Raw genomic sequence first — 17,676 nt, 5'->3', positions numbered from 1 at the left:
TTTTCAAAATTTAAGTTGCTAAAGATAGCAGACTTATTGCATTTTGGCAGAACGCCCTTGTATTTTAACAAAGCATTAAGAAATTTTAAAATGGCTTGTCCTCAAAATAATTAACCACCAAGGCCACCATATAATTATAGCTTTTAATGCCTTTGGATTGATTGTTGGCTTTTAAAAAATAGTTGTAAAAATGTTTTGAAAAAACCTCGAACGGATTTTCATAACGCGCCCAAAAATCGCGCATTTCTTTATAACTGGCCAAAATCCCCGGGTTGATGGTGGTCAATAATTGGTGATAGGTGTCTAAATCCCTGCGGGCGATTTCGTTTACGCAATAACGGAGCGCAAAAATATAACCGGAATATTGTATATATTCATCATCGCTATTTAAAGTGGCCAAAGTAGCGATGAAATTGGCTTCATTTTCGGCTGCATAGCCTATTTGGTGGGCTTGCTCGTGGCAGCTTACTACCGGGAATTTATAGGTTTTTATGAGGTTGTTCACTTGTGCTTCGCCCGAAAACGGATTTAGATAACCGCTGTACCCCATATAGGTTAGCCCTAAGCTCCAGCCGCTTTTTTTAATGCTTTTGGGCGAATATTCCAACTTCGGAAACTGTGCTTCAAGGTTTTTGTATCCGTTGTCAGAGATATCAAAAACTTCCTGTTGCGTAAACGGCAAATCGATTTTCACACTATCTGCATAGCCCAATTGACGGTGCATTTGGTTTGATTTTGAAATCAAGCGCTTGGTGGTGGCGATCAATTCTTCCGTAGTATAATCGGCCTCAATACCGATGGATTGGTGCAACGGCAAGCGGTAATAGTTAAACCCCCAGAGCATATGGAACATAAAATACACTACCGAAATGGCGGCGGTGATATCCAAAATGAAACCGAGCGGCTGTTTCCAAAGTCTTTTGAAATTCAGAAAAAGCCATCGCAGCGCAACAATGGAAATTAAAACATAAAACAAATCGCCCACCGAAAACGGTACCCAACCAAACAAATACCGAGATGTTTTTGAAATAATGGGATAGACCCCCAAACTGTAGTAGTTCTCAACAAATTGGGGGAAATATTTCAGCAACTGCAATGCGAAAATTTGACCCAATAATAAAAGTGTCAAAATAAGTTGCGTCCGTTTTTTTTGCATTCCGTAAACTTACAAAGTAAAATGATTACCGCATAATTTTTAATGCGGCCCTAAAACCTTAATTTTGCGGAAAATTGATTTAAAGTGGTTGGCTTTCAATACACAGATACTGTTTTCAGAGGTTCTTAGAACGATCGTTTGAACTTTTTCTGAAAAATCAATTTTGTTAAACTTTTGTCTAACTAAAAAGAGATTCCTGCATTTGCAGGGAATGCCTATGAATGAAGAAATAAGAAACTTAGAACCCAAAGAATTGTGGAACAAATTTGCCGATTTGAACGCGGTCCCGCGACCTTCAAAAAAAGAAGAGCGCGTTATCGCTTTTATGAAAGATTTCGGTAAAAAACTGAACTTGGAAACCATTGAAGATGAGGTGGGGAACGTCATTATCCGTAAGCCTGCAACGAAAGGGATGGAGGATAGAAAACCGATTGTCCTGCAGTCGCATTTGGATATGGTGCACCAAAAAAACAACGACACCGATTTCGATTTCGACACCGAAGGCATCAAGATGTACGTCGATGGCGATTGGGTTAGGGCGAAAGGAACTACGCTGGGAGCCGACAACGGATTGGGCGTTGCCACGATTATGGCCATCTTGGAAAGCGATACAATTGAACATCCTGCGATGGAAGCCTTGTTTACCATCGATGAAGAAACCGGCATGACCGGTGCCAAAGGGTTGAAAGGCGGAATTTTGCAAGGCGATATCCTTTTAAACCTTGATACTGAAGAAGACGACGAAATAGGCGTAGGCTGTGCCGGTGGTGTGGATATTAGCGCTACCAAAAAATATGCTGAAAAAGACACCCCGTCCAATACCGAAGCGGTTAAAATCACCGTAAAAGGCTTGCAAGGCGGTCATAGCGGAATGGACATCATTAAAGGTTTGGGCAATGCCAATAAATTTATGAACCGCGTGCTTTACGCTGTACGGGATTATGTTCATTTGGCTTCGCTTTCCGGTGGTGGGCTCCGCAATGCCATTCCAAGGGAGAGCGTTGCTGTAGTAACTGTCGCTTCAAATACTATGGATGCGTTTAAAGCTGAAGTTGAAACGATCACCAACAAAATAAAAGAGGAGTACAAGAACTTAGAGCCTGAATTGGATATTACTGTTGAAAAAGTTTCCGAAGCACCTAAAAAAGTAATGGAATGTGATGATTTCAAAAAGTTTGTTCAAGCGATTTATGCTGCGCACAACGGCGTGTATAGAATGAGTCCGGAGATTGAGGATTTGGTTGAAACCTCCAACAACATTGCCAAGATCACGGTTGAAAATGGTACGATTGAAGTGTTGTGTTTAACGCGTTCTTCGGTAGAATCGTCTAAAAATAACTTAGCCAACGCTTTACAGGCTGCTTTTGAACTGGCTGGTTTTACGGTTGAATTTTCTGGTGAATATCCCGGTTGGGCACCCAATATGGACAGCTCGATCGTGAAATTGTTGGATTCTTTATATGAAGAAATGAACGGCGAACGGGCTAATGTCGCTGCCTGTCACGCTGGATTGGAATGTGGTATTTTAGGCCAGAATTATCCTGAAATGGAGATGATATCATTCGGGCCAACCATTCGTGGAGCCCATTCCCCAGATGAGCGCGCAAGTATTTCTTCTGCTCAAAAATACTGGAAGTTTGTTTTGGAGGCGTTACAACGTATTCCGAAGAAATAAGCCTCAATTAAATGAATGTAAAAAGCCTCCTGAAGTATTTCAAGAGGCTTTTTTTAGTTATTGCACGTGTTGTTTACTCCACCACTTCCACTAATTCCAATTCAAAAATTAAATCGGCATTTGCAGGGATTAAGGGTGGGTACCCTCTTTGTCCATAACCTAAATGCGATGGGATAAACACAGTCGCTTTATCGCCCACGCTCAATTGCATCAAACCTTCCCTAAAGCCTGGTATTAAACGTGCTTCGGTACTGTATTGTGTTTCCACGGGTTTGTATTGCTGTGCAGCTTTACGCGCTTCGTCAACATTTTCGTATTGTTCTGCGACTTCTAAGATGTTCGTATCAAACAAACGGCCGTCATCAAAATAACCAGCGTAGTTCATCAACACCTTGCTGCCTTCTTTAGGTTTGTCGCCTTCTCCTTTATTGTTGTAATATATTTTAATGCCAGAAGGAAGTTCTTCGGCTTCATCGCGAAGCTTGTCAAACTCCAGGGCTTTATCTTTAGCCACTTTACCGATGCGTTCTTCTTTTTCTTTCTTTTTCTTTTCGATCTCTTCCATCTGTTCGGTAAAATGGGGCACGTTGACCTTTCCTTTGTTGATGATGTTCACTTCTTTCATCACTATGGAGTCTTTTGGCTTATCGCCGGGCTTGGTAGTTTCTACATTTCCGATGGAATCAACCACCTCCTGGCCTTTTACTACTTCGCCAAAAACCGTGTGGCGGCCGTCTAACCAAGGGGTTGGCTTCAATGTGATAAAAAACTGGCTGCCGTTGGTGGCGGGACCGGAATTTGCCATGGAAAGAATTCCTTTCTTGTCATGTTTCAAAGTGTCCACAATTTCATCTGGGAACCGGTATCCTGGGTTTCCCTGTCCAGTGCCTTCAGGGTCGCCACCTTGAATCATAAAATCCTTGATCACGCGGTGAAACGTCAAGCCGTTGTAAAACTTTTTGCCTTTATAAATGGAATCTACCATACCATTGGTGCCTTCTGCCAGCGAAACAAAATTCGCCACGGTCAACGGCGTGGCTTCGTTGTACAGCTTTGCTACAAAAGTTCCCTTATTGGTTACAAATTCGGCATAGACGCCATCGTTCAAATCTGGGTATTTACTTTTACAAGCCACTAACGTAAGGGCTGTGAGCAGTAAGAATAATAAAGTTGATTTTTTCATGGGTTGTTCAATTTTCTTGGTTTTGTTTGATTGTTTTTAAGGTTACGGTGCTTTTTACGGGGATGTTTGTGCCCAATTTGTTTTCTATTCCGTAGTATCCATACGCTTTGTATGAAGGGAATATAAAGGTTACGGTTTCGCCTTCCTGCATTAATTTTATGCCATCGCGCAGGCCAGAAATCAAATCTTGATTGGTTTGGTCTACTTTGTAGTGCTGCAGGCCTGTTTCTGTTGCGGAAAGGATGGTTTTTCCGTCTAACGCTTTAATGTTGTAGGTGAAAGTGACCTCGTCGCCCAACTCGGGTTTGGGTGCTGCAGTGCTGTCTTTGGTGTTGTAATAATACCAAAAACCACTTTCTGAAGTAAGGTAATCTGTTGTTGTGTCAGCTTCAATAATGGATTTGATGCGCTGTTGCTCTTCAGCATACAGGGCTTTGTTTCGCTGGGCAGATTCTTTTATGAACGTACCAGATGATTGCTGCACCGGCCGTCGTGCTTCTGGCCCTTTACAGGAAAAAGCAAGAAATAAAATTATGCACAAAGAAGCTAATTTATGAAGCATCTGTAAGTTCATTTTTATATTGAGGCAATATACTAATAAATTCACTAATGGTTTTGGACATGGATTGGGTGCTCCTCCCGCCGGCGGCATTGGTGTGTCCGCCACCTTGATAGTGTTCCCGTGCCAAGGTGTTTACCGAAAAATCCCCTTTACTCCGCAACGACATTTTTACGATGTTCTCCTGTTTGTTTTCTATGAAAATGACCGCAAATTTTATTCCTTTTACCGAAAGGGCATAATTTACAAAACCTTCGGTATCGCCTTTTTTAAAATTATGCTGGTCCAGTTCTTTTTGCGAAAGGGTTATGTATGCCGTATGGTATTCGGGCATAATGTTGAGGTTTTTTAAAGCGACGCCCAGCAACTTCATACGGTCGGGGCTATTAACATCGTAAACTTGCTCGTGTATTTTGGAGTTGTCGGCCCCCATTTCAATTAAATGGGCAATGACCCGGTGGGTTGTAGCCGTAGTGGACGGAAACCGAAACGAACCGGTGTCGGTCATAATCCCGGTGTACAAGTGTGTGGAAACTTCTACGCATAGCGCGGCCAGTTCGTCCATGGCATCGATAAAATGATAGACCATCTCGCAGGTAGAGCTCATAGAAGTGTCACTGTACGTGGCCACCGCATAATCATCAGGTTCTTGGTGGTGATCTATCATGACAAACTTCGCATCGCAATCTTCTAGAAACTGCTGCATGTTTCCTGTTCGGTTCAATGCGTTGAAGTCTAAGGTAAAAATCACGTGGGCATTGTTAATGGTGGCAATGCTTTTATCGATTTCGGCATCGTGTATTATAACGTCGTCGCAACCTGGGAGCCATTTTAAAAAATCGGGAAAATCATTGGGCATGATCACATTGGTCTTGTGGCCCAGCCTGTTCAGAAAAAAAGACAACCCCAAGCAGGCGCCCACAGCATCACCATCGGGGTTTTTATGGCCAACGACCACTATTTTTTGGGGGCTGGCAAGTAATTTTTTTACGTGTTCAATAAATTCAGTATTCATATACTGCGAAGATACAATTTAATAGCACGTTACTTTAATAGTTTCTTTATTTTTGAAACCGAAAAAAAATACACCGATGAACAAAATAGCTTTTTTACTGGCTTTTTTAACGCTTACAGCTTGTAAACAAACGCAGCAAGTTGCTTCTTCAGAAACTAAACCTGAACCTTTTACCATGGTTTTTGCGAGCTGTAACGACCAAGACCGCGAACAGCCGCTTTGGAAACCCATAATCAATACCCAGCCCGACGTGTTTATCTGGGGTGGCGATAATGTGTACAGCGATACCGATGATATGGAGAAAATGGCAGCCGATTACGATAAGGTGTGGGCCAATACCGGTTATCAAGAACTGGTCAAAAACACACCTATCATTGGCACTTGGGACGATCACGACTACGGAAAAAACGATGCCGGCAAGGAATGGCACAAAAAAGAAGAAGCCCAACAAGTGTTTCTCGATTTCCTGCAATTGCCCAAAAATGATCCGCGGCGCAAGCGGGAAGGCGTGTACCATGCACAAACTTTTACTACCGATGCTGGGAGTGTAAAAGTGATTTTGTTGGACACCCGATATTTTAGGGGGCCGTTAAAAGAAAACCCAAACCCGGAGAACAATTACGAACGTTATATTCCGTGGGAAGAAGGCAGGGGCGGAAGCATTTTGGGCGCCGAACAATGGAAGTGGCTTGCAAGGCAATTGCAAGATGACACGCCCAACTTTACCGTGATCGTGAGCAGTATTCAGTTTTTGAGCAACCAGCACGGGTTTGAAAAATGGGCGAACCACCCTTCCGAAGTGAAAAAGATGTACAAAACCTTACAAAATACCAAAGCAAACAATATTTTAATACTTAGCGGCGACCGGCACCATGCGGAGGTTTCTGTAAACAAAACTGCCGGGCTGGATGCTCCCTTAGTCGATTTTACCAGCAGCGGATTAACCCACACGTGGCCGGGAACACCCATGGACATCAACCCGTACAGAATAGGGGAAGGGACCAAACAGCTTAATTTTGGCGTGCTGTACTTCGATTTTGCCCAAGAACGGGTTACGTTTGAAATAAGGGGCAAAAACAATGAATTGTTGGAACAATACACCCAACAATATTAAACGGTAATTTGCTTGTATTTGTTTTTGAATTAGCTACTTTTGCCCAAAATTTGAAAACACCATGAGAACAGATAGAACGTTTACCATGTTAAAGCCCGATAGTGTTGAAAAAGGACACATTGGCGCTATACTTGAAAAAATTACCGCTTCGGGCTTTAAGATTGTAGCGATGAAACTAACGCAAATGACCACAGCAGATGCCAAGGAATTTTATGCCGTGCACAAAGAACGTCCGTTTTACGGCGAATTGGTAGAATATATGACGCGCGGGCCCATCGTTGCCGCTGTGTTGGAAAAAGACAATGCTGTGGAAGATTTCCGTACGTTGATAGGCGCAACAAACCCAGAGGAAGCAGCCGAAGGCACCATCCGTAAATTATACGCGGCTTCTATTGGCGAAAATGCCGTGCACGGAAGTGATAGCGACGAAAATGCCGAGATTGAAAGTCAGTTCCACTTTGCGGGAAGGGAGATTTTTTAAGTTGGTACACTTTATTTAACTGCAAGAGCCGCTTTTTTAGCGGCTTTTTTAATTTCTTCTTACACTATTTTCTCTATTATTTAACTATCTTTTTAACGGCAACCATGTTTCCTTCGTTTAAAAGTTTTACAAAATAAATTGCAGCTGAACTTTCTGAAATACGTATGGTATTTGTTTTCTTTAAATCATCTGTCTGGAAAATTTTCCTGCCGTTTATATCCATAATTTCTAAAGCAAACCCTTCGTGAATAGGAATATCGAAGGTAAGTTTAAATGTATCGTTAACAATTGGGTTGGGATATATAGTAAAAGCATCAATATTATAGAAATCTTCTATTCCAGCAACAGGATCGTACGGAGTTTTTAGAATATACTGTCCTAAAAGCACATAGCCAACTTCTTCAGAAGCAAAACTGATATCTGCGTAACCACTATTAGCATGACAGTTGGCACTGTTGGTTTCTTCGTCTAAGCTATATTCCCAACTATAGCCACCATCATTGGTTTTTTCAATCCAAACATAACAACAGTCACATAGTAAAGCAACTGAACTTATTGAAAAAGCATTGTAATCACTATAAAAGGTAATATCAGCGACTCCAGATTCTGGATTTTCAATATAAAAAGCTGTCCAGTCTATATTGTTATAGCTTCTATAACCGCTATATGCTTCATAGTGTATAGAATCATTATATCCATTACTTGATCCAGAAAGTAAACTCACATAGTTTTCGGTAACTGAAATTGCAAAGAAATCATCAGCAGAAGGTGTTGTAAGCTCCTCCCAATTAGCCCCACTATTTTCTGTATAGAACAAAGCGCCATTTTCTCCGGCTATATAGCCAATATTTTCGTCTTTAAATTGAATGCTGTTTAATTTTTCAGAAGTCAAAGAAGTGTTTATAATCCAAGAATTCCCACCATCTGTAGAATGTAAAACAACACCATTATCCCCAACCATCCATATACTGTTAGGAGCATTAATGGCAAGAGAAAAAATGGTTTCTGTGGTGCCTGAAGATAACAAAGACCAGGTTTCCCCAGCATTTGTGGTTTTTAAAACGTTACCATTGTCTCCAACCGCGTACCCATTATTGGAGCCGTCAAATTCTATATCAAGGAAAATTTCATCTACACCACTATCAAATTGTGTCCAGTTTTCACCACCATTTTCAGTTTTTAGAAAAATACCATTGTCTGTAACAACATGGACAACGTTTTCATCTATTGGGCAAATGGCACCATAATAATTATTGGATAACTCAATTGGTAGGTAATTCCAGTTTTCTTGTGAAAAAGCAAAACAACACTGCAAGGATATAACAAAAAGCAATAAGTTTTTCATAATAATATTTGTAATTCATTATTAAAACTACTGATATTCAAACAAAATAGCAAGAAAAATGATTTAGTTTACCTTAAAACCAATTTTTTTATCAGCTCTTTTCCTAATTCTTCATTGACCAGTTTTATTATTTTTTCTTTCCCATAACTCAATTCTTCCCGCAATACCGAAGAACTCAATTGCACATACAAAACTTCGCGCTCCAATTTTAAGGTCGTGGTGTACTTTGAAATGGCATTGCCCATGACATTGTGCCAAGCCTCTTTTACCGAAACTCTGTCCAGGCCTTGTTGCAGGCGGTTGGCCTCGATAAAATCTTTAATGACATCGCGCAAGGTGCTTTCTTCCCGATTTCTTTTTGCCAAAACTATGTTCTTTTATTGGTTATTCGTTAAAATTAAAGATACTGAACTTTTTGTATTTATAGATGTTCCCCTCTTTGTTTAACACGTGCAAGGTGCTGTCTTTGGCCAGTAAAACCGTTTCTTTCCAATCGTGGTATGGGGTTTTGTAATACAGCTGTAAACTGTCTTGCTCTATTTTTGCCGTAAAGCTTTCGGCGTCTTTGGTTACCTTAAACGTTCCGTCCAATCGTGGATGCACTTTTTTACGGATGCCTTGAGTGCCGTCCATTTCTATGTAATCGATGGTCGTGCTTATGCTGTATTCTTTTTTGGAACCATCTGGAAATTCCACAGACTCGATCTCCCAATACCCAGAAAGATGCTGCAATTGCTCTTCGGGCGACTGTTGTGAACAGGAAATGAGTACTGTAGCGATTACTGCTGTTATAACGTTTTTAAACATGTGTTTTTGAAATTTGAAAATTGCGGTTTGTAATTTGAACATTTGTAATTTGAAATGTATCCTATAAGCATCAAAGCGGAAACATTTTATACGTTTGGTGTACTTTTTTTATCACGGCCTCTGTTCGGTCTGCGTGGGTGTCGCTAATGAACAACTGCCCAAAATTTTCATCGTCCACCAATTGTATAATGTGCTGCACGCGCTGCTCGTCCAATTTGTCGAAAATATCGTCCAACAACAAAATGGGGTTAACCTTGCTTTGTGCTTTTATAAAATCGAATTGTGCCAGTTTCAAGGCAATCAAGTACGATTTTTGTTGTCCTTGCGATCCAAATTTTTTAATGGGATGGCCGTCAATTTCAAAAACAAGGTCGTCTTTATGGATGCCGAAATTGGTGTACTGCGTGATTTTGTCTTTTGAAATGTTCGCCTGTAATAAGCTGAGTAAGTCGTTGTTGTGCAATTGGCTTTTGTATTCCAGCCCAACGGTTTCGGTTCCGCTGCTTATCGATTGGTACCGTTTCAGGAAAATAGGAGTGAACTCTTTTAAAAATGCAGCCCGTTTCCCGAACAGAAGCGTCCCAAACTCATGAAGCTGTTCGTTATATATGGAAAGGGTGTCTTGGTTAAAGGTGTTGTTGGCGGCAAAATATTTCAGTAACGAATTTCGCTGCGCCAGGGTCTTGTTGTATTTTAATAAGGTGTCGAGGTATTGCGGGTCACCTTGCGAAATCACCCCGTCCATAAACTTTCGTCGCGTGCTGCTGCCCTCGATAATAAGGTCGCGGTCTGCAGGCGAAATAATCACCAACGGCAAAAACCCAATGTGTTCACTGAATTTTTCATAAGCCTTCCCATTGCGTTTAATCATTTTCTTCTGACCTTGCTTGGCACTGATGATAATTTTTTCAGGTCGGTCGTTTTTTGTGTAATCTCCTTCAATCACAAAAAAATCGGTACCGTGTTTTATGTTTTGGCTGGTAATGGGGTTAAAATAGCTTTTTCCGAAGGAAAGATGGTAAATTGCATCCAATACGTTGGTCTTTCCTACGCCGTTATGGCCTGTAAAACAGTTGATTTTGGGATCCATTTGAAACGTAACAGCATCAAAATTTTTATAATTCAGTAAGGAAAGCGATTCTAAGACCATAATTATAAGTAAGTTGCGTATTTTTGGTTTCCGTGGGCGATCTTCAGCAAAATTCTGAAAAAACCCGCACAAAATATTATAAAATACTAAATAAATTCCCTTTTAAATTCCATTAAAAATTTTATTTTTGCCCATCATTAAACCAAGACTATGGCAACGTACAAAAAACGCGGATATAAACCCAAGACCAAAGCCGAAAAGCAAGAAGCAATTGAAGAACAAAGCACAACAGCTGAAGTATTTGGCTCTCTGGACGAAGGTGCTTCCAGGACCGAGGCATGGGTAGAAAAAAACCAAAAATATATATTGAGCATCGTTGGGATCATCGCCATTGGCGTGTTGGGGTACCTTGCTTACGAGCAGTTTATCCAAAAACCCAAAGAGGCCGAAGCCATGAACGAAATGTTCCAAGCACAATCTTATTACGAAATGGCACTTACGGCTGGGCCCAAAGATTCGCTCTACAATTTGGCCTTGAACGGTGGACAGGGTAAATATGGTTTTATCGATATTATAGACAACTACGGAAGTACCGATGCCGGAAACCTTGCCAACTATTATGCAGGGATGGCCTATTTGAACACCAATAAGTACCAAGAGGCGATTGACCATCTGGACAATTTTAGCAGTGACGATGCCTTTTTGGCACCCATTGCAAAAGGAGCTATTGGTGATGCCTTTGTACAATTGGAACAAAACGAAGAAGCGTTAAAATATTACGAAGAAGCTGCCAAGATGCGCGATAATGAGTTGACTGCTCCGCGTTTTCTGCTAAAAGCCGGCATTACCGCCTTGCAATTGGGCAAGAAAGATGTGGCTATGAAGCATTTCAAAAAAATAAGTGAAGCCTACCCTAATGCCGCAGAAGCTAAAAAAGCAGACCTGTATATAGGTCAGGCTGAAGGAACAGAATAATGCAACAGTATGGCGACAGCAAATAAAAATTTATCGCACTACGATAAAGCAACAATCCCAAACGCGAAAGACTTTCGGTTTGGGATTGTTGTTTCAGAATGGAACAACAATATAACCGAAGGCCTGTTTCAAGGTGCTTTCGATACTATTTTAGATTGTGGCGGCGTAAAGGAAAATATTGTCCGGTGGAACGTTCCCGGAAGTTTTGAATTGATTTACGGCTGTAAAAAAATGCAGCAAAGTTACGATATGCTCGATGCAGTAATCGCTATAGGAAGCGTGATTCAAGGCGAAACCAAGCACTTCGATTTTGTGTGCGATGGCGTAACCCAAGGCATAAAGGATTTAAACGTGCAAAGCGATATTCCCGTTATTTTCTGTGTATTGACCGATAACACGATGCAACAATCTATAGACCGCAGCGGGGGCAAACACGGCAACAAAGGTAGTGAAGCAGCCATAGCGGCCATAAAAATGGCCCAATTGCGTAAAGATGCGAGGTTTTAAGATCACCATTTACTTGCTTTCAAAATGATTGTTACAAATTCACGTATAAAAATATTTTATATACTCAGTTTATCTTTTATTATACTTTCGTGTAGTTCTGATGATGCTCCGGTTGATTCTAATGAAGAAACTAACACGGTTTTAAGAAGCGTTAATATTGAAGAAAAACTTTACGGTGAAGCTAAAATAGAATATACGGTAACTTATAATACTGATGGGGATAATTATGTTAGAAAAATAGATTTTGGTTCAAATAAAGTTGAATTCTTTTATGACGATGAAAATAATATTGTAGAAGAAAGGTTTAAACTGAACGGTACATTAAATCAACGTACTGTCTATAAATATGATTCAAATAATAGGCGTTCTAAAAAAGAGGTTTTTTATAACGACAACACTACCCCTGATGAGATAGGGAATTATACCTTTAATTCTAAAAACCAATTAATCTCAACAGACAGGGAGACCTTTACGTATGATGAAGATGGGAATTTAGCCACTTCTCAGTTTATAGGTGGAGAGAATGTAACCCATTATAGGTACGATAATAAATTTCGACCTGATAAAAACTTAAAACCCATCAATTACTTCTTTTACCGCACCAACAATTCTCTTGGTGGAAATATTGTTGGTGAAGAAGAAAAAAATGGTCAGGGAAACGATGTGTATAAACAAACTTGGGAATACGAGTATTCAAATGAAAATCTTCCGATTAAAAGGACATTGATTATATCTGAAGGATCTAGCGAGATAGAATCAAACACTGCAGAATATATTTACAATTAATCTAACCTTTATTTCTCTATAATCCTTTTCTCTTAAACAATTTCACATAGAATGGTATGGATATTGCGAAAATCACAATTGAAGTAAACATGCTTCAAAAACTGCAGTATTTTAAGTACATTTGAAACTCAAGGATTATGGGAATATTAAAGTCACGAAAGAACAAAAAGTTTGATTACAGTCCCCGCTATTACAAGCATGATGGCGAAGGGAGCCCGTACAGCATGAAACACAAGTTTGATGAGTACAGGACGACCGTGGGTGGCAATTCGGGTTTAAAAAGCAAATTCACCACTGCTTGGGAAGAGCTTAGGCAATCAAAAGACCGCCGTGCCAATCGTACCATTTTGTTGATAGCCGCTATTTTAATCTTTATTTTCCTCTACATTATCGATTTTGACTTGTCAATTTTTTATTAAATGACCGACATCATTCAACTTTTACCAGATCACGTCGCCAATCAAATAGCCGCGGGAGAAGTGGTGCAACGCCCGGCCTCTGTGGTAAAAGAACTATTGGAAAACGCCATCGACGCACAGTCCACGTCCATTAAATTGGTGGTAAAAGATGCTGGAAAGACATTAATCCAGGTCATTGACAACGGGATTGGGATGAGCACCACCGACGCCCGTTTGAGCTTTGAACGGCACGCCACTTCAAAAATCAAGTCGGCAGACGATCTCTTTAATCTGCACACCAAAGGCTTCCGTGGCGAGGCGTTGGCTTCTATCGCCGCCATTGCCCACGTGGAGTTAAAAACAAAAACCGAAGATGCCGAAATCGGTACTAAAATCACTATTGAAGGCAGCGAAGTGACCCAACAAGAGCCTGAAGTGGTTGCCAAAGGCACGACCATTTCAGTAAAAAACCTGTTTTACAACATTCCGGCGCGGCGCAATTTCCTTAAAAGCAACAATGTGGAAACCCGCCACATTATCGATGAGTTCCATCGGGTGGCTTTGGCGCATCCGCAAGTGGAATTTATCATGATGCACAATGGCAGCGATGTATTCAACCTTCCTGCCAGCAACAAACGGCAACGTATCGTGAATATCTTCGGAAGCAAAATGAACGAAAAACTCGTTCCTGTTTCCGAAGCAACCGAAATGCTAAAAATCGATGGTTTCGTTATCAAGCCCGAATATGCCAAAAAAAGCAGGGGCGAACAGTTTTTCTTTGTTAATGACCGCTTTATAAAAAGCGCTTATTTGCACCACGCCGTCAATGCCGCCTTTGAAGGCTTGTTGAAAGACGGTGCCCATCCCGGGTACTTTCTCTTTTTGGAAGTCGATACCAAAAGCATCGATATTAACATACATCCCACCAAAACCGAAATAAAATTTGATGACGAGCACGCTATTTATGCGATGCTCCGCGCGACTATAAAGCACAGTTTGGGACAGTTTAGTATTGCCCCGGTGCTCGATTTTGAAAAAGACACCGGTTTTGATACGCCTTACGAATACAGCAAAAAATCGCCCGTGGCGCCCACCATCGATGTGGACCGGAGTTTTAACCCTTTTAAAAACGAGCCAAAACAAAAAAACATCATTTTTCCGTTTAAACGGGAGAAAAAAAATGCAGCTTCTTGGGAATCCTTATATGCAGGTTTAAAAGATGAAACAACAGTTGTAGATCAAGATGATAGCATCGAGTTTGAAAGTGAGCAAGTGTCCGGAAGTCTTTTTGAAACCGATCAAGAAGAAAACCTACGCGTTACGTTTCAGCTTCAGAACAAATACATCATTAGTCCCATTAAAAGTGGGATGTTGGTGGTGCATCAACATTTGGCACACCAACGAATTCTATATGAAGAATTGCTGAAAAACATAACCGTGCAAGAAGCCGTGAGCCAACAATTGTTATTTCCGCTTCAATTAAGCTTTTCAAATCCCGATTTAGTATTTTTGGAAGATTTAAAAGAACAGTTGGAACACACCGGTTTTGTTTTTTCGCAAATAAAAAACGGCTGTGTTGAAATTAGCGGCATCCCGGTTTCAATTGCCGAAAGCCAAGTAGAGCAGGTGTTGACGCAGCTGGTAAAAGATGTTAAAGAAGAAGTGCCCGATGCTGGTTTTAGCCAAAACGACCTGCTGGCAAAAAGCATGGCAAAAAGCATGGCGGTAAAAACCGGTACGCCGTTAAAGCAGGAAGCGCAATTGCATTTGGTGCACCAATTGTTTGCGTGCAAAGAACCCAGTGTGTCGCCCGGCAACAGGCCGGTTTTGGTAACTTTGGATGCCAACGACTTTGATAAAAAATTTATGTAAATGGGAAGAATAACCGAAACCGTTAAGGTTTTAATCATTATAAACGTAATTTGCTTTATCGGCACGTTGCTTTCGAGCGATATCTCGTACAGGCTGTTTTCACTATATTATTTTGAAAACCCTAATTTCCAGATTTGGCAGCCGCTTACGCATATGTTCATGCACGGCAATTTTATGCATATACTGTTCAATATGTATGCGTTGTGGGCCTTTGGCTCGCCTTTGGAAATGCGATGGGGACAGAAAAAGTTTTTGTTTTTCTACTTTTCCGCAGGTTTTGGTGCGGCTTTAATCCATACGCTGGTGAATTATTTTCAAATACACAGCGGCTACGATGCCTTGCTTGCCGCAGGGATGGACCAATCGCAAATAATGACCTTGGTGGAAACCGGGCAGTACAATTCGCGCATTTTGGAAAGTGTTTCAAAAGAAACCATACAGACCTTGTATAATAATTTCAATACCCCTGCCGTTGGAGCTTCTGGAGCGATCTACGGCATACTCGTCGCCTTTGGGTTAATGTTCCCAAATATCGAGTTGATGCTCATATTTTTGCCCATCCCCATCAAGGCGAAATATTTTATCCCGTTGATCATTTTGGGCGACCTGTTCTTCGGAATAACGGGCTCGCCATTTGGGATAGCCCATTGGGCACACATTGGAGGGGCTTTGTTTGGTTTTATCATGGCCTATTACTGGAAAAAAAATAGTTTCGATTCAACCCGTTGGGACTGATTATGGATACTAATAACCTCACATACCAATTTAAAACATCGAGCATCGTCATAAAACTGATCGTTATCAATGCGGTCATTTTCTTGGCCGTTCGCCTAATGGCCTTTTTTATGGGGATGGCCCCGGGACAGCTTACCCAATGGTTTGTGCTGCCCGAAGGTTTCGGCAGTGTCCTGTTGCAGCCTTGGTCGTTGTTAACTTATGCGTTCTTGCATTTTGGATTTTTTCATATACTTTTCAATATGCTGTGGCTGTATTGGTTTGGGCGTTTTGTGTTGAACCTGTTCAGTGAAAAGCGATTTCTGACCGTTTATTTGTTAGGGGCCTTTTTTGGGGGGGTGCTCTACGTGGCGACCCATAATGTTTTTCCTGCCTTAAAAGGAAGCAGTGCCGGGTTAATAGGCGCTTCGGGAGCGGTTACGGCCATAATGGTTTTTATTGCCACCTATACGCCCAATACCGAAGTGATGATCTTCAGGTTCCGTATAAAATTATGGCATATTGCATTGGTCTTGGTGTTGCTCGATTTGGTGTTATTACCCAATAGCGACAATGCCGGTGGCCGCTTAGCCCACATTGGCGGCGCCATCTTCGGGTTTGTTTATGCGCAGCAGCTTCAAAAAGGGAACGACATTGGCAAATGGTTCGAAAATATGATCGATTGGGTAGGGAATATGTTCAAGCCCAAAAAGAAAAAACCATTTACTAAAGTGCACCGAAACAGGAAAACGACCACAAAACGCACCACAGATGCCCAAAAAGATGCCAACCAAAAGAAAATAGACGCTATTTTGGATAAAATTGGTAAAAGCGGTTACGATAGTTTAACCAAAGCCGAAAAGGACTTCCTTTTTAAAGCCGGTAAAGACGATTGATAGTGAAAAAAGAGGGATGCGTTACTAAAATAGTTTTCTGGGGCAATTCGTTTGTTGCGTTTTTACTGTTGCTATCGTTTGTGCTGCCTTATTTGCCACCTTCAAAATTCCCCACCCTTTCGTTATTGAGCCTGTTGGTTTCGCCTTTAATTGTATTGAACCTTCTTTTTGCGGTATATTGGTTGGTAAGGCTAAAACGTAAATTCTTGCTTTCGGCAATAATCTTGGTCGTAGCATATATGTATTTCAATCCTTTTTTTGAAATTTCTTCTGAAGGGAACAGTTCAGCATACAAAAAAACAATCACCGTGCTTTCCTATAATGTGCGGTTGTTCAATGCATACGAAGATAACCCAGCTTCTGAAGACGTATCAAAAACCTTTTCCGAGATTCTAAAAAAAGAAAAGCCTGATGTTATTTCGGTACAAGAGTATTACATTCAAAATAAAGTAGATTTTTCTGAATATCCTTATCAGTATATAAATTTTAAAGAGAAGAATAAATTGGGCCATGCTATTTTTTCAAAGTTTCCCATTATACATAAAGGAGCATTTAATTTTTCTGAAACATCCAACAATGCCATTTACGCAGATATCGTTAAAAATGACGACACACTTCGGGTCTATAACGTGCACTTACAGTCTATGGGCATAAAGCCCAGGGTGAGTTACTTACAGGAAAATGATAAAACCAGATTGCGAAAACGGATTACCGATGCGTTTGTAAAACAGGAAGGACAAATAGCTGAAATTAAAGAACACAAAGCAAAAACCCCATATAAAACTATGGTTATGGGCGATTTCAACAATACATCTTTTTCTTATATTTATAAAAAAATGACCGCCAATATGCAAGATGCCTTTTTAAAACAGGGCAATGGTATTGGCACGACCTTTAAGTTTGACTTTTACCCCATGCGAATCGATTTTATCCTGAGCAGCAATGATTTTGAAGTATTGAGCTTCAAAACGATGGACCAATCGTTTTCAGATCATTTTCCGGTAAGTGCAACCTTGGGTTGGGAGTGAAGATGGAACCTTTAAAATTTTGTAAAAAAACAAGGATAAGGTTTTCCTAACCTTATTTTTCAATTATTTTTGCCT

At 40.8% G+C, this 17,676-nt stretch carries 19 protein-coding genes; 11 read left to right on the top strand and 8 right to left on the bottom strand.

Annotated elements, in window-relative coordinates; genetic code table 11:
* Window positions 1-85 precede the first annotated feature (85 nt).
* Entirely contained in the window at window positions 86-1,129 is a 1,044-nt protein-coding gene (locus DDV96_RS12730) for a DUF3810 domain-containing protein (RefSeq protein WP_240607722.1), read from the bottom strand.
* A 244-nt stretch (window positions 1,130-1,373) separates the two neighbouring features.
* On the opposite strand from DDV96_RS12730, the gene DDV96_RS12725 reads away from it, so the two are divergent.
* The gene (locus DDV96_RS12725; RefSeq protein ID WP_116695155.1) at window positions 1,374-2,831 is read left to right on the top strand and encodes an aminoacyl-histidine dipeptidase; all 1,458 of its coding nucleotides are present in this window, start codon (window positions 1,374-1,376) and stop codon (window positions 2,829-2,831) included.
* A 73-nt stretch (window positions 2,832-2,904) separates the two neighbouring features.
* Here the strand turns inward: DDV96_RS12725 and DDV96_RS12720 are convergent, their stop codons facing one another.
* The 3 genes from DDV96_RS12720 to DDV96_RS12710 are packed head-to-tail and all read right to left on the bottom strand — an operon-like array spanning window position 2,905 to window position 5,588.
* Window positions 2,905-4,014 (bottom strand): peptidylprolyl isomerase, encoded by a 1,110-nt coding sequence (locus DDV96_RS12720; protein WP_116695154.1) that lies wholly within the window; start codon window positions 4,012-4,014, stop codon window positions 2,905-2,907.
* A gap of 7 nt (window positions 4,015-4,021) precedes the next feature.
* Window positions 4,022-4,576 carry a gliding motility-associated peptidyl-prolyl isomerase GldI gene (gldI, locus tag DDV96_RS12715; protein WP_116695153.1) on the bottom strand — a complete coding sequence of 185 codons (555 nt, stop codon included), beginning with the start codon at window positions 4,574-4,576 and terminating at the stop codon, window positions 4,022-4,024.
* Window positions 4,566-5,588 carry a DHH family phosphoesterase gene (locus tag DDV96_RS12710; RefSeq protein WP_116695152.1) on the bottom strand — a complete coding sequence of 341 codons (1,023 nt, stop codon included), beginning with the start codon at window positions 5,586-5,588 and terminating at the stop codon, window positions 4,566-4,568. Before DDV96_RS12710 ends, gldI begins: the two co-directional genes overlap by 11 nt.
* A 76-nt stretch (window positions 5,589-5,664) precedes the next feature.
* Between DDV96_RS12710 and DDV96_RS12705 the strand changes: the two genes are divergently transcribed.
* Together DDV96_RS12705 and DDV96_RS12700 are read left to right on the top strand one after the other, a co-directional pair.
* Entirely contained in the window at window positions 5,665-6,702 is a 1,038-nt protein-coding gene (locus tag DDV96_RS12705; protein ID WP_116695151.1) for an alkaline phosphatase D family protein, read from the top strand.
* Between the two features lie 61 nt (window positions 6,703-6,763).
* Window positions 6,764-7,183, top strand: a complete 420-nt coding sequence (locus DDV96_RS12700) for a nucleoside-diphosphate kinase (protein WP_116695150.1) — start codon at window positions 6,764-6,766, stop codon at window positions 7,181-7,183.
* Window positions 7,184-7,259: 76 nt separating this feature from the next.
* Here DDV96_RS12700 and DDV96_RS12695 read toward each other — a convergent pair whose 3' ends face one another.
* From DDV96_RS12695 to recF, 4 genes are all read right to left on the bottom strand, one after another.
* A complete protein-coding gene (locus DDV96_RS12695; protein ID WP_116695149.1) occupies window positions 7,260-8,528 on the bottom strand; it encodes a YCF48-related protein in 1,269 nt (422 codons plus the stop codon).
* A 68-nt stretch (window positions 8,529-8,596) separates the two neighbouring features.
* Window positions 8,597-8,893, bottom strand: coding sequence for a DUF721 domain-containing protein (locus DDV96_RS12690; RefSeq protein WP_116695148.1), 297 nt, complete (start codon window positions 8,891-8,893; stop codon window positions 8,597-8,599).
* Window positions 8,894-8,912: 19 nt separating this feature from the next.
* Complete coding sequence (locus DDV96_RS12685) at window positions 8,913-9,335, bottom strand: lipocalin-like domain-containing protein (protein WP_116695210.1); 423 nt, start codon at window positions 9,333-9,335, stop codon at window positions 8,913-8,915.
* Between the two features lie 70 nt (window positions 9,336-9,405).
* Complete coding sequence (recF, locus tag DDV96_RS12680; protein WP_116695209.1) at window positions 9,406-10,485, bottom strand: DNA replication/repair protein RecF; 1,080 nt, start codon at window positions 10,483-10,485, stop codon at window positions 9,406-9,408.
* A 150-nt stretch (window positions 10,486-10,635) separates the two neighbouring features.
* Between recF and DDV96_RS12675 the strand changes: the two genes are divergently transcribed.
* The 8 genes from DDV96_RS12675 to DDV96_RS12640 all read left to right on the top strand — a co-directional run bounded on the left by DDV96_RS12675 (window position 10,636) and on the right by DDV96_RS12640 (window position 17,601).
* Window positions 10,636-11,400, top strand: a complete 765-nt coding sequence (locus tag DDV96_RS12675) for a tetratricopeptide repeat protein (protein ID WP_116695147.1) — start codon at window positions 10,636-10,638, stop codon at window positions 11,398-11,400.
* A gap of 9 nt (window positions 11,401-11,409) precedes the next feature.
* Window positions 11,410-11,907, top strand: a complete 498-nt coding sequence (ribH, locus tag DDV96_RS12670) for a 6,7-dimethyl-8-ribityllumazine synthase (protein ID WP_116695146.1) — start codon at window positions 11,410-11,412, stop codon at window positions 11,905-11,907.
* A gap of 24 nt (window positions 11,908-11,931) precedes the next feature.
* Window positions 11,932-12,693 (top strand): hypothetical protein, encoded by a 762-nt coding sequence (locus DDV96_RS12665; RefSeq protein ID WP_116695145.1) that lies wholly within the window; start codon window positions 11,932-11,934, stop codon window positions 12,691-12,693.
* A gap of 137 nt (window positions 12,694-12,830) precedes the next feature.
* Window positions 12,831-13,112, top strand: a complete 282-nt coding sequence (locus DDV96_RS12660; protein ID WP_116695144.1) for a riboflavin synthase subunit beta — start codon at window positions 12,831-12,833, stop codon at window positions 13,110-13,112.
* On the top strand, window positions 13,113-14,963 hold the full coding sequence (gene mutL / locus DDV96_RS12655; RefSeq protein WP_116695143.1) for a DNA mismatch repair endonuclease MutL: 1,851 nt from the start codon (window positions 13,113-13,115) through the stop codon (window positions 14,961-14,963).
* Window positions 14,964-15,698, top strand: a complete 735-nt coding sequence (locus DDV96_RS12650) for a rhomboid family intramembrane serine protease (RefSeq protein WP_116695142.1) — start codon at window positions 14,964-14,966, stop codon at window positions 15,696-15,698.
* Window positions 15,699-15,700: 2 nt separating this feature from the next.
* A complete protein-coding gene (locus DDV96_RS12645; RefSeq protein WP_116695141.1) occupies window positions 15,701-16,573 on the top strand; it encodes a rhomboid family intramembrane serine protease in 873 nt (290 codons plus the stop codon).
* A 2-nt stretch (window positions 16,574-16,575) separates the two neighbouring features.
* On the top strand, window positions 16,576-17,601 hold the full coding sequence (locus tag DDV96_RS12640) for an endonuclease/exonuclease/phosphatase family protein (protein ID WP_116695140.1): 1,026 nt from the start codon (window positions 16,576-16,578) through the stop codon (window positions 17,599-17,601).
* Window positions 17,602-17,676 lie beyond the last annotated feature (75 nt).

It is taken from the genome of Marixanthomonas spongiae, assembly GCF_003095375.1.
In the GTDB taxonomy this organism is placed as follows: Bacteria; Bacteroidota; Bacteroidia; order Flavobacteriales; family Flavobacteriaceae; genus Marixanthomonas; species Marixanthomonas spongiae.
This window is presented reverse-complemented; position numbering and strand designations above follow the sequence as displayed.

What these genes read in the sequence shown, in the direction of transcription:
- DDV96_RS12725 (WP_116695155.1), top strand. Translation starts at nt 1,374, where the DNA reads ATGAATGAAGAAATAAGAAACTTAGAACCCAAAGAATTGTGGAACAAA.
- DDV96_RS12720 (WP_116695154.1), bottom strand. Translation starts at nt 4,014, where the DNA reads ATGAAAAAATCAACTTTATTATTCTTACTGCTCACAGCCCTTACGTTA.
- gldI (WP_116695153.1), bottom strand. Translation starts at nt 4,576, where the DNA reads ATGCTTCATAAATTAGCTTCTTTGTGCATAATTTTATTTCTTGCTTTT.
- DDV96_RS12710 (WP_116695152.1), bottom strand. Translation starts at nt 5,588, where the DNA reads ATGAATACTGAATTTATTGAACACGTAAAAAAATTACTTGCCAGCCCC.
- DDV96_RS12705 (WP_116695151.1), top strand. Translation starts at nt 5,665, where the DNA reads ATGAACAAAATAGCTTTTTTACTGGCTTTTTTAACGCTTACAGCTTGT.
- DDV96_RS12700 (WP_116695150.1), top strand. Translation starts at nt 6,764, where the DNA reads ATGAGAACAGATAGAACGTTTACCATGTTAAAGCCCGATAGTGTTGAA.
- DDV96_RS12695 (WP_116695149.1), bottom strand. Translation starts at nt 8,528, where the DNA reads ATGAAAAACTTATTGCTTTTTGTTATATCCTTGCAGTGTTGTTTTGCT.
- DDV96_RS12685 (WP_116695210.1), bottom strand. Translation starts at nt 9,335, where the DNA reads ATGTTTAAAAACGTTATAACAGCAGTAATCGCTACAGTACTCATTTCC.
- recF (WP_116695209.1), bottom strand. Translation starts at nt 10,485, where the DNA reads ATGGTCTTAGAATCGCTTTCCTTACTGAATTATAAAAATTTTGATGCT.
- DDV96_RS12675 (WP_116695147.1), top strand. Translation starts at nt 10,636, where the DNA reads ATGGCAACGTACAAAAAACGCGGATATAAACCCAAGACCAAAGCCGAA.
- ribH (WP_116695146.1), top strand. Translation starts at nt 11,410, where the DNA reads ATGGCGACAGCAAATAAAAATTTATCGCACTACGATAAAGCAACAATC.
- DDV96_RS12665 (WP_116695145.1), top strand. Translation starts at nt 11,932, where the DNA reads ATGATTGTTACAAATTCACGTATAAAAATATTTTATATACTCAGTTTA.
- DDV96_RS12660 (WP_116695144.1), top strand. Translation starts at nt 12,831, where the DNA reads ATGGGAATATTAAAGTCACGAAAGAACAAAAAGTTTGATTACAGTCCC.
- mutL (WP_116695143.1), top strand. Translation starts at nt 13,113, where the DNA reads ATGACCGACATCATTCAACTTTTACCAGATCACGTCGCCAATCAAATA.
- DDV96_RS12650 (WP_116695142.1), top strand. Translation starts at nt 14,964, where the DNA reads ATGGGAAGAATAACCGAAACCGTTAAGGTTTTAATCATTATAAACGTA.
- DDV96_RS12645 (WP_116695141.1), top strand. Translation starts at nt 15,701, where the DNA reads ATGGATACTAATAACCTCACATACCAATTTAAAACATCGAGCATCGTC.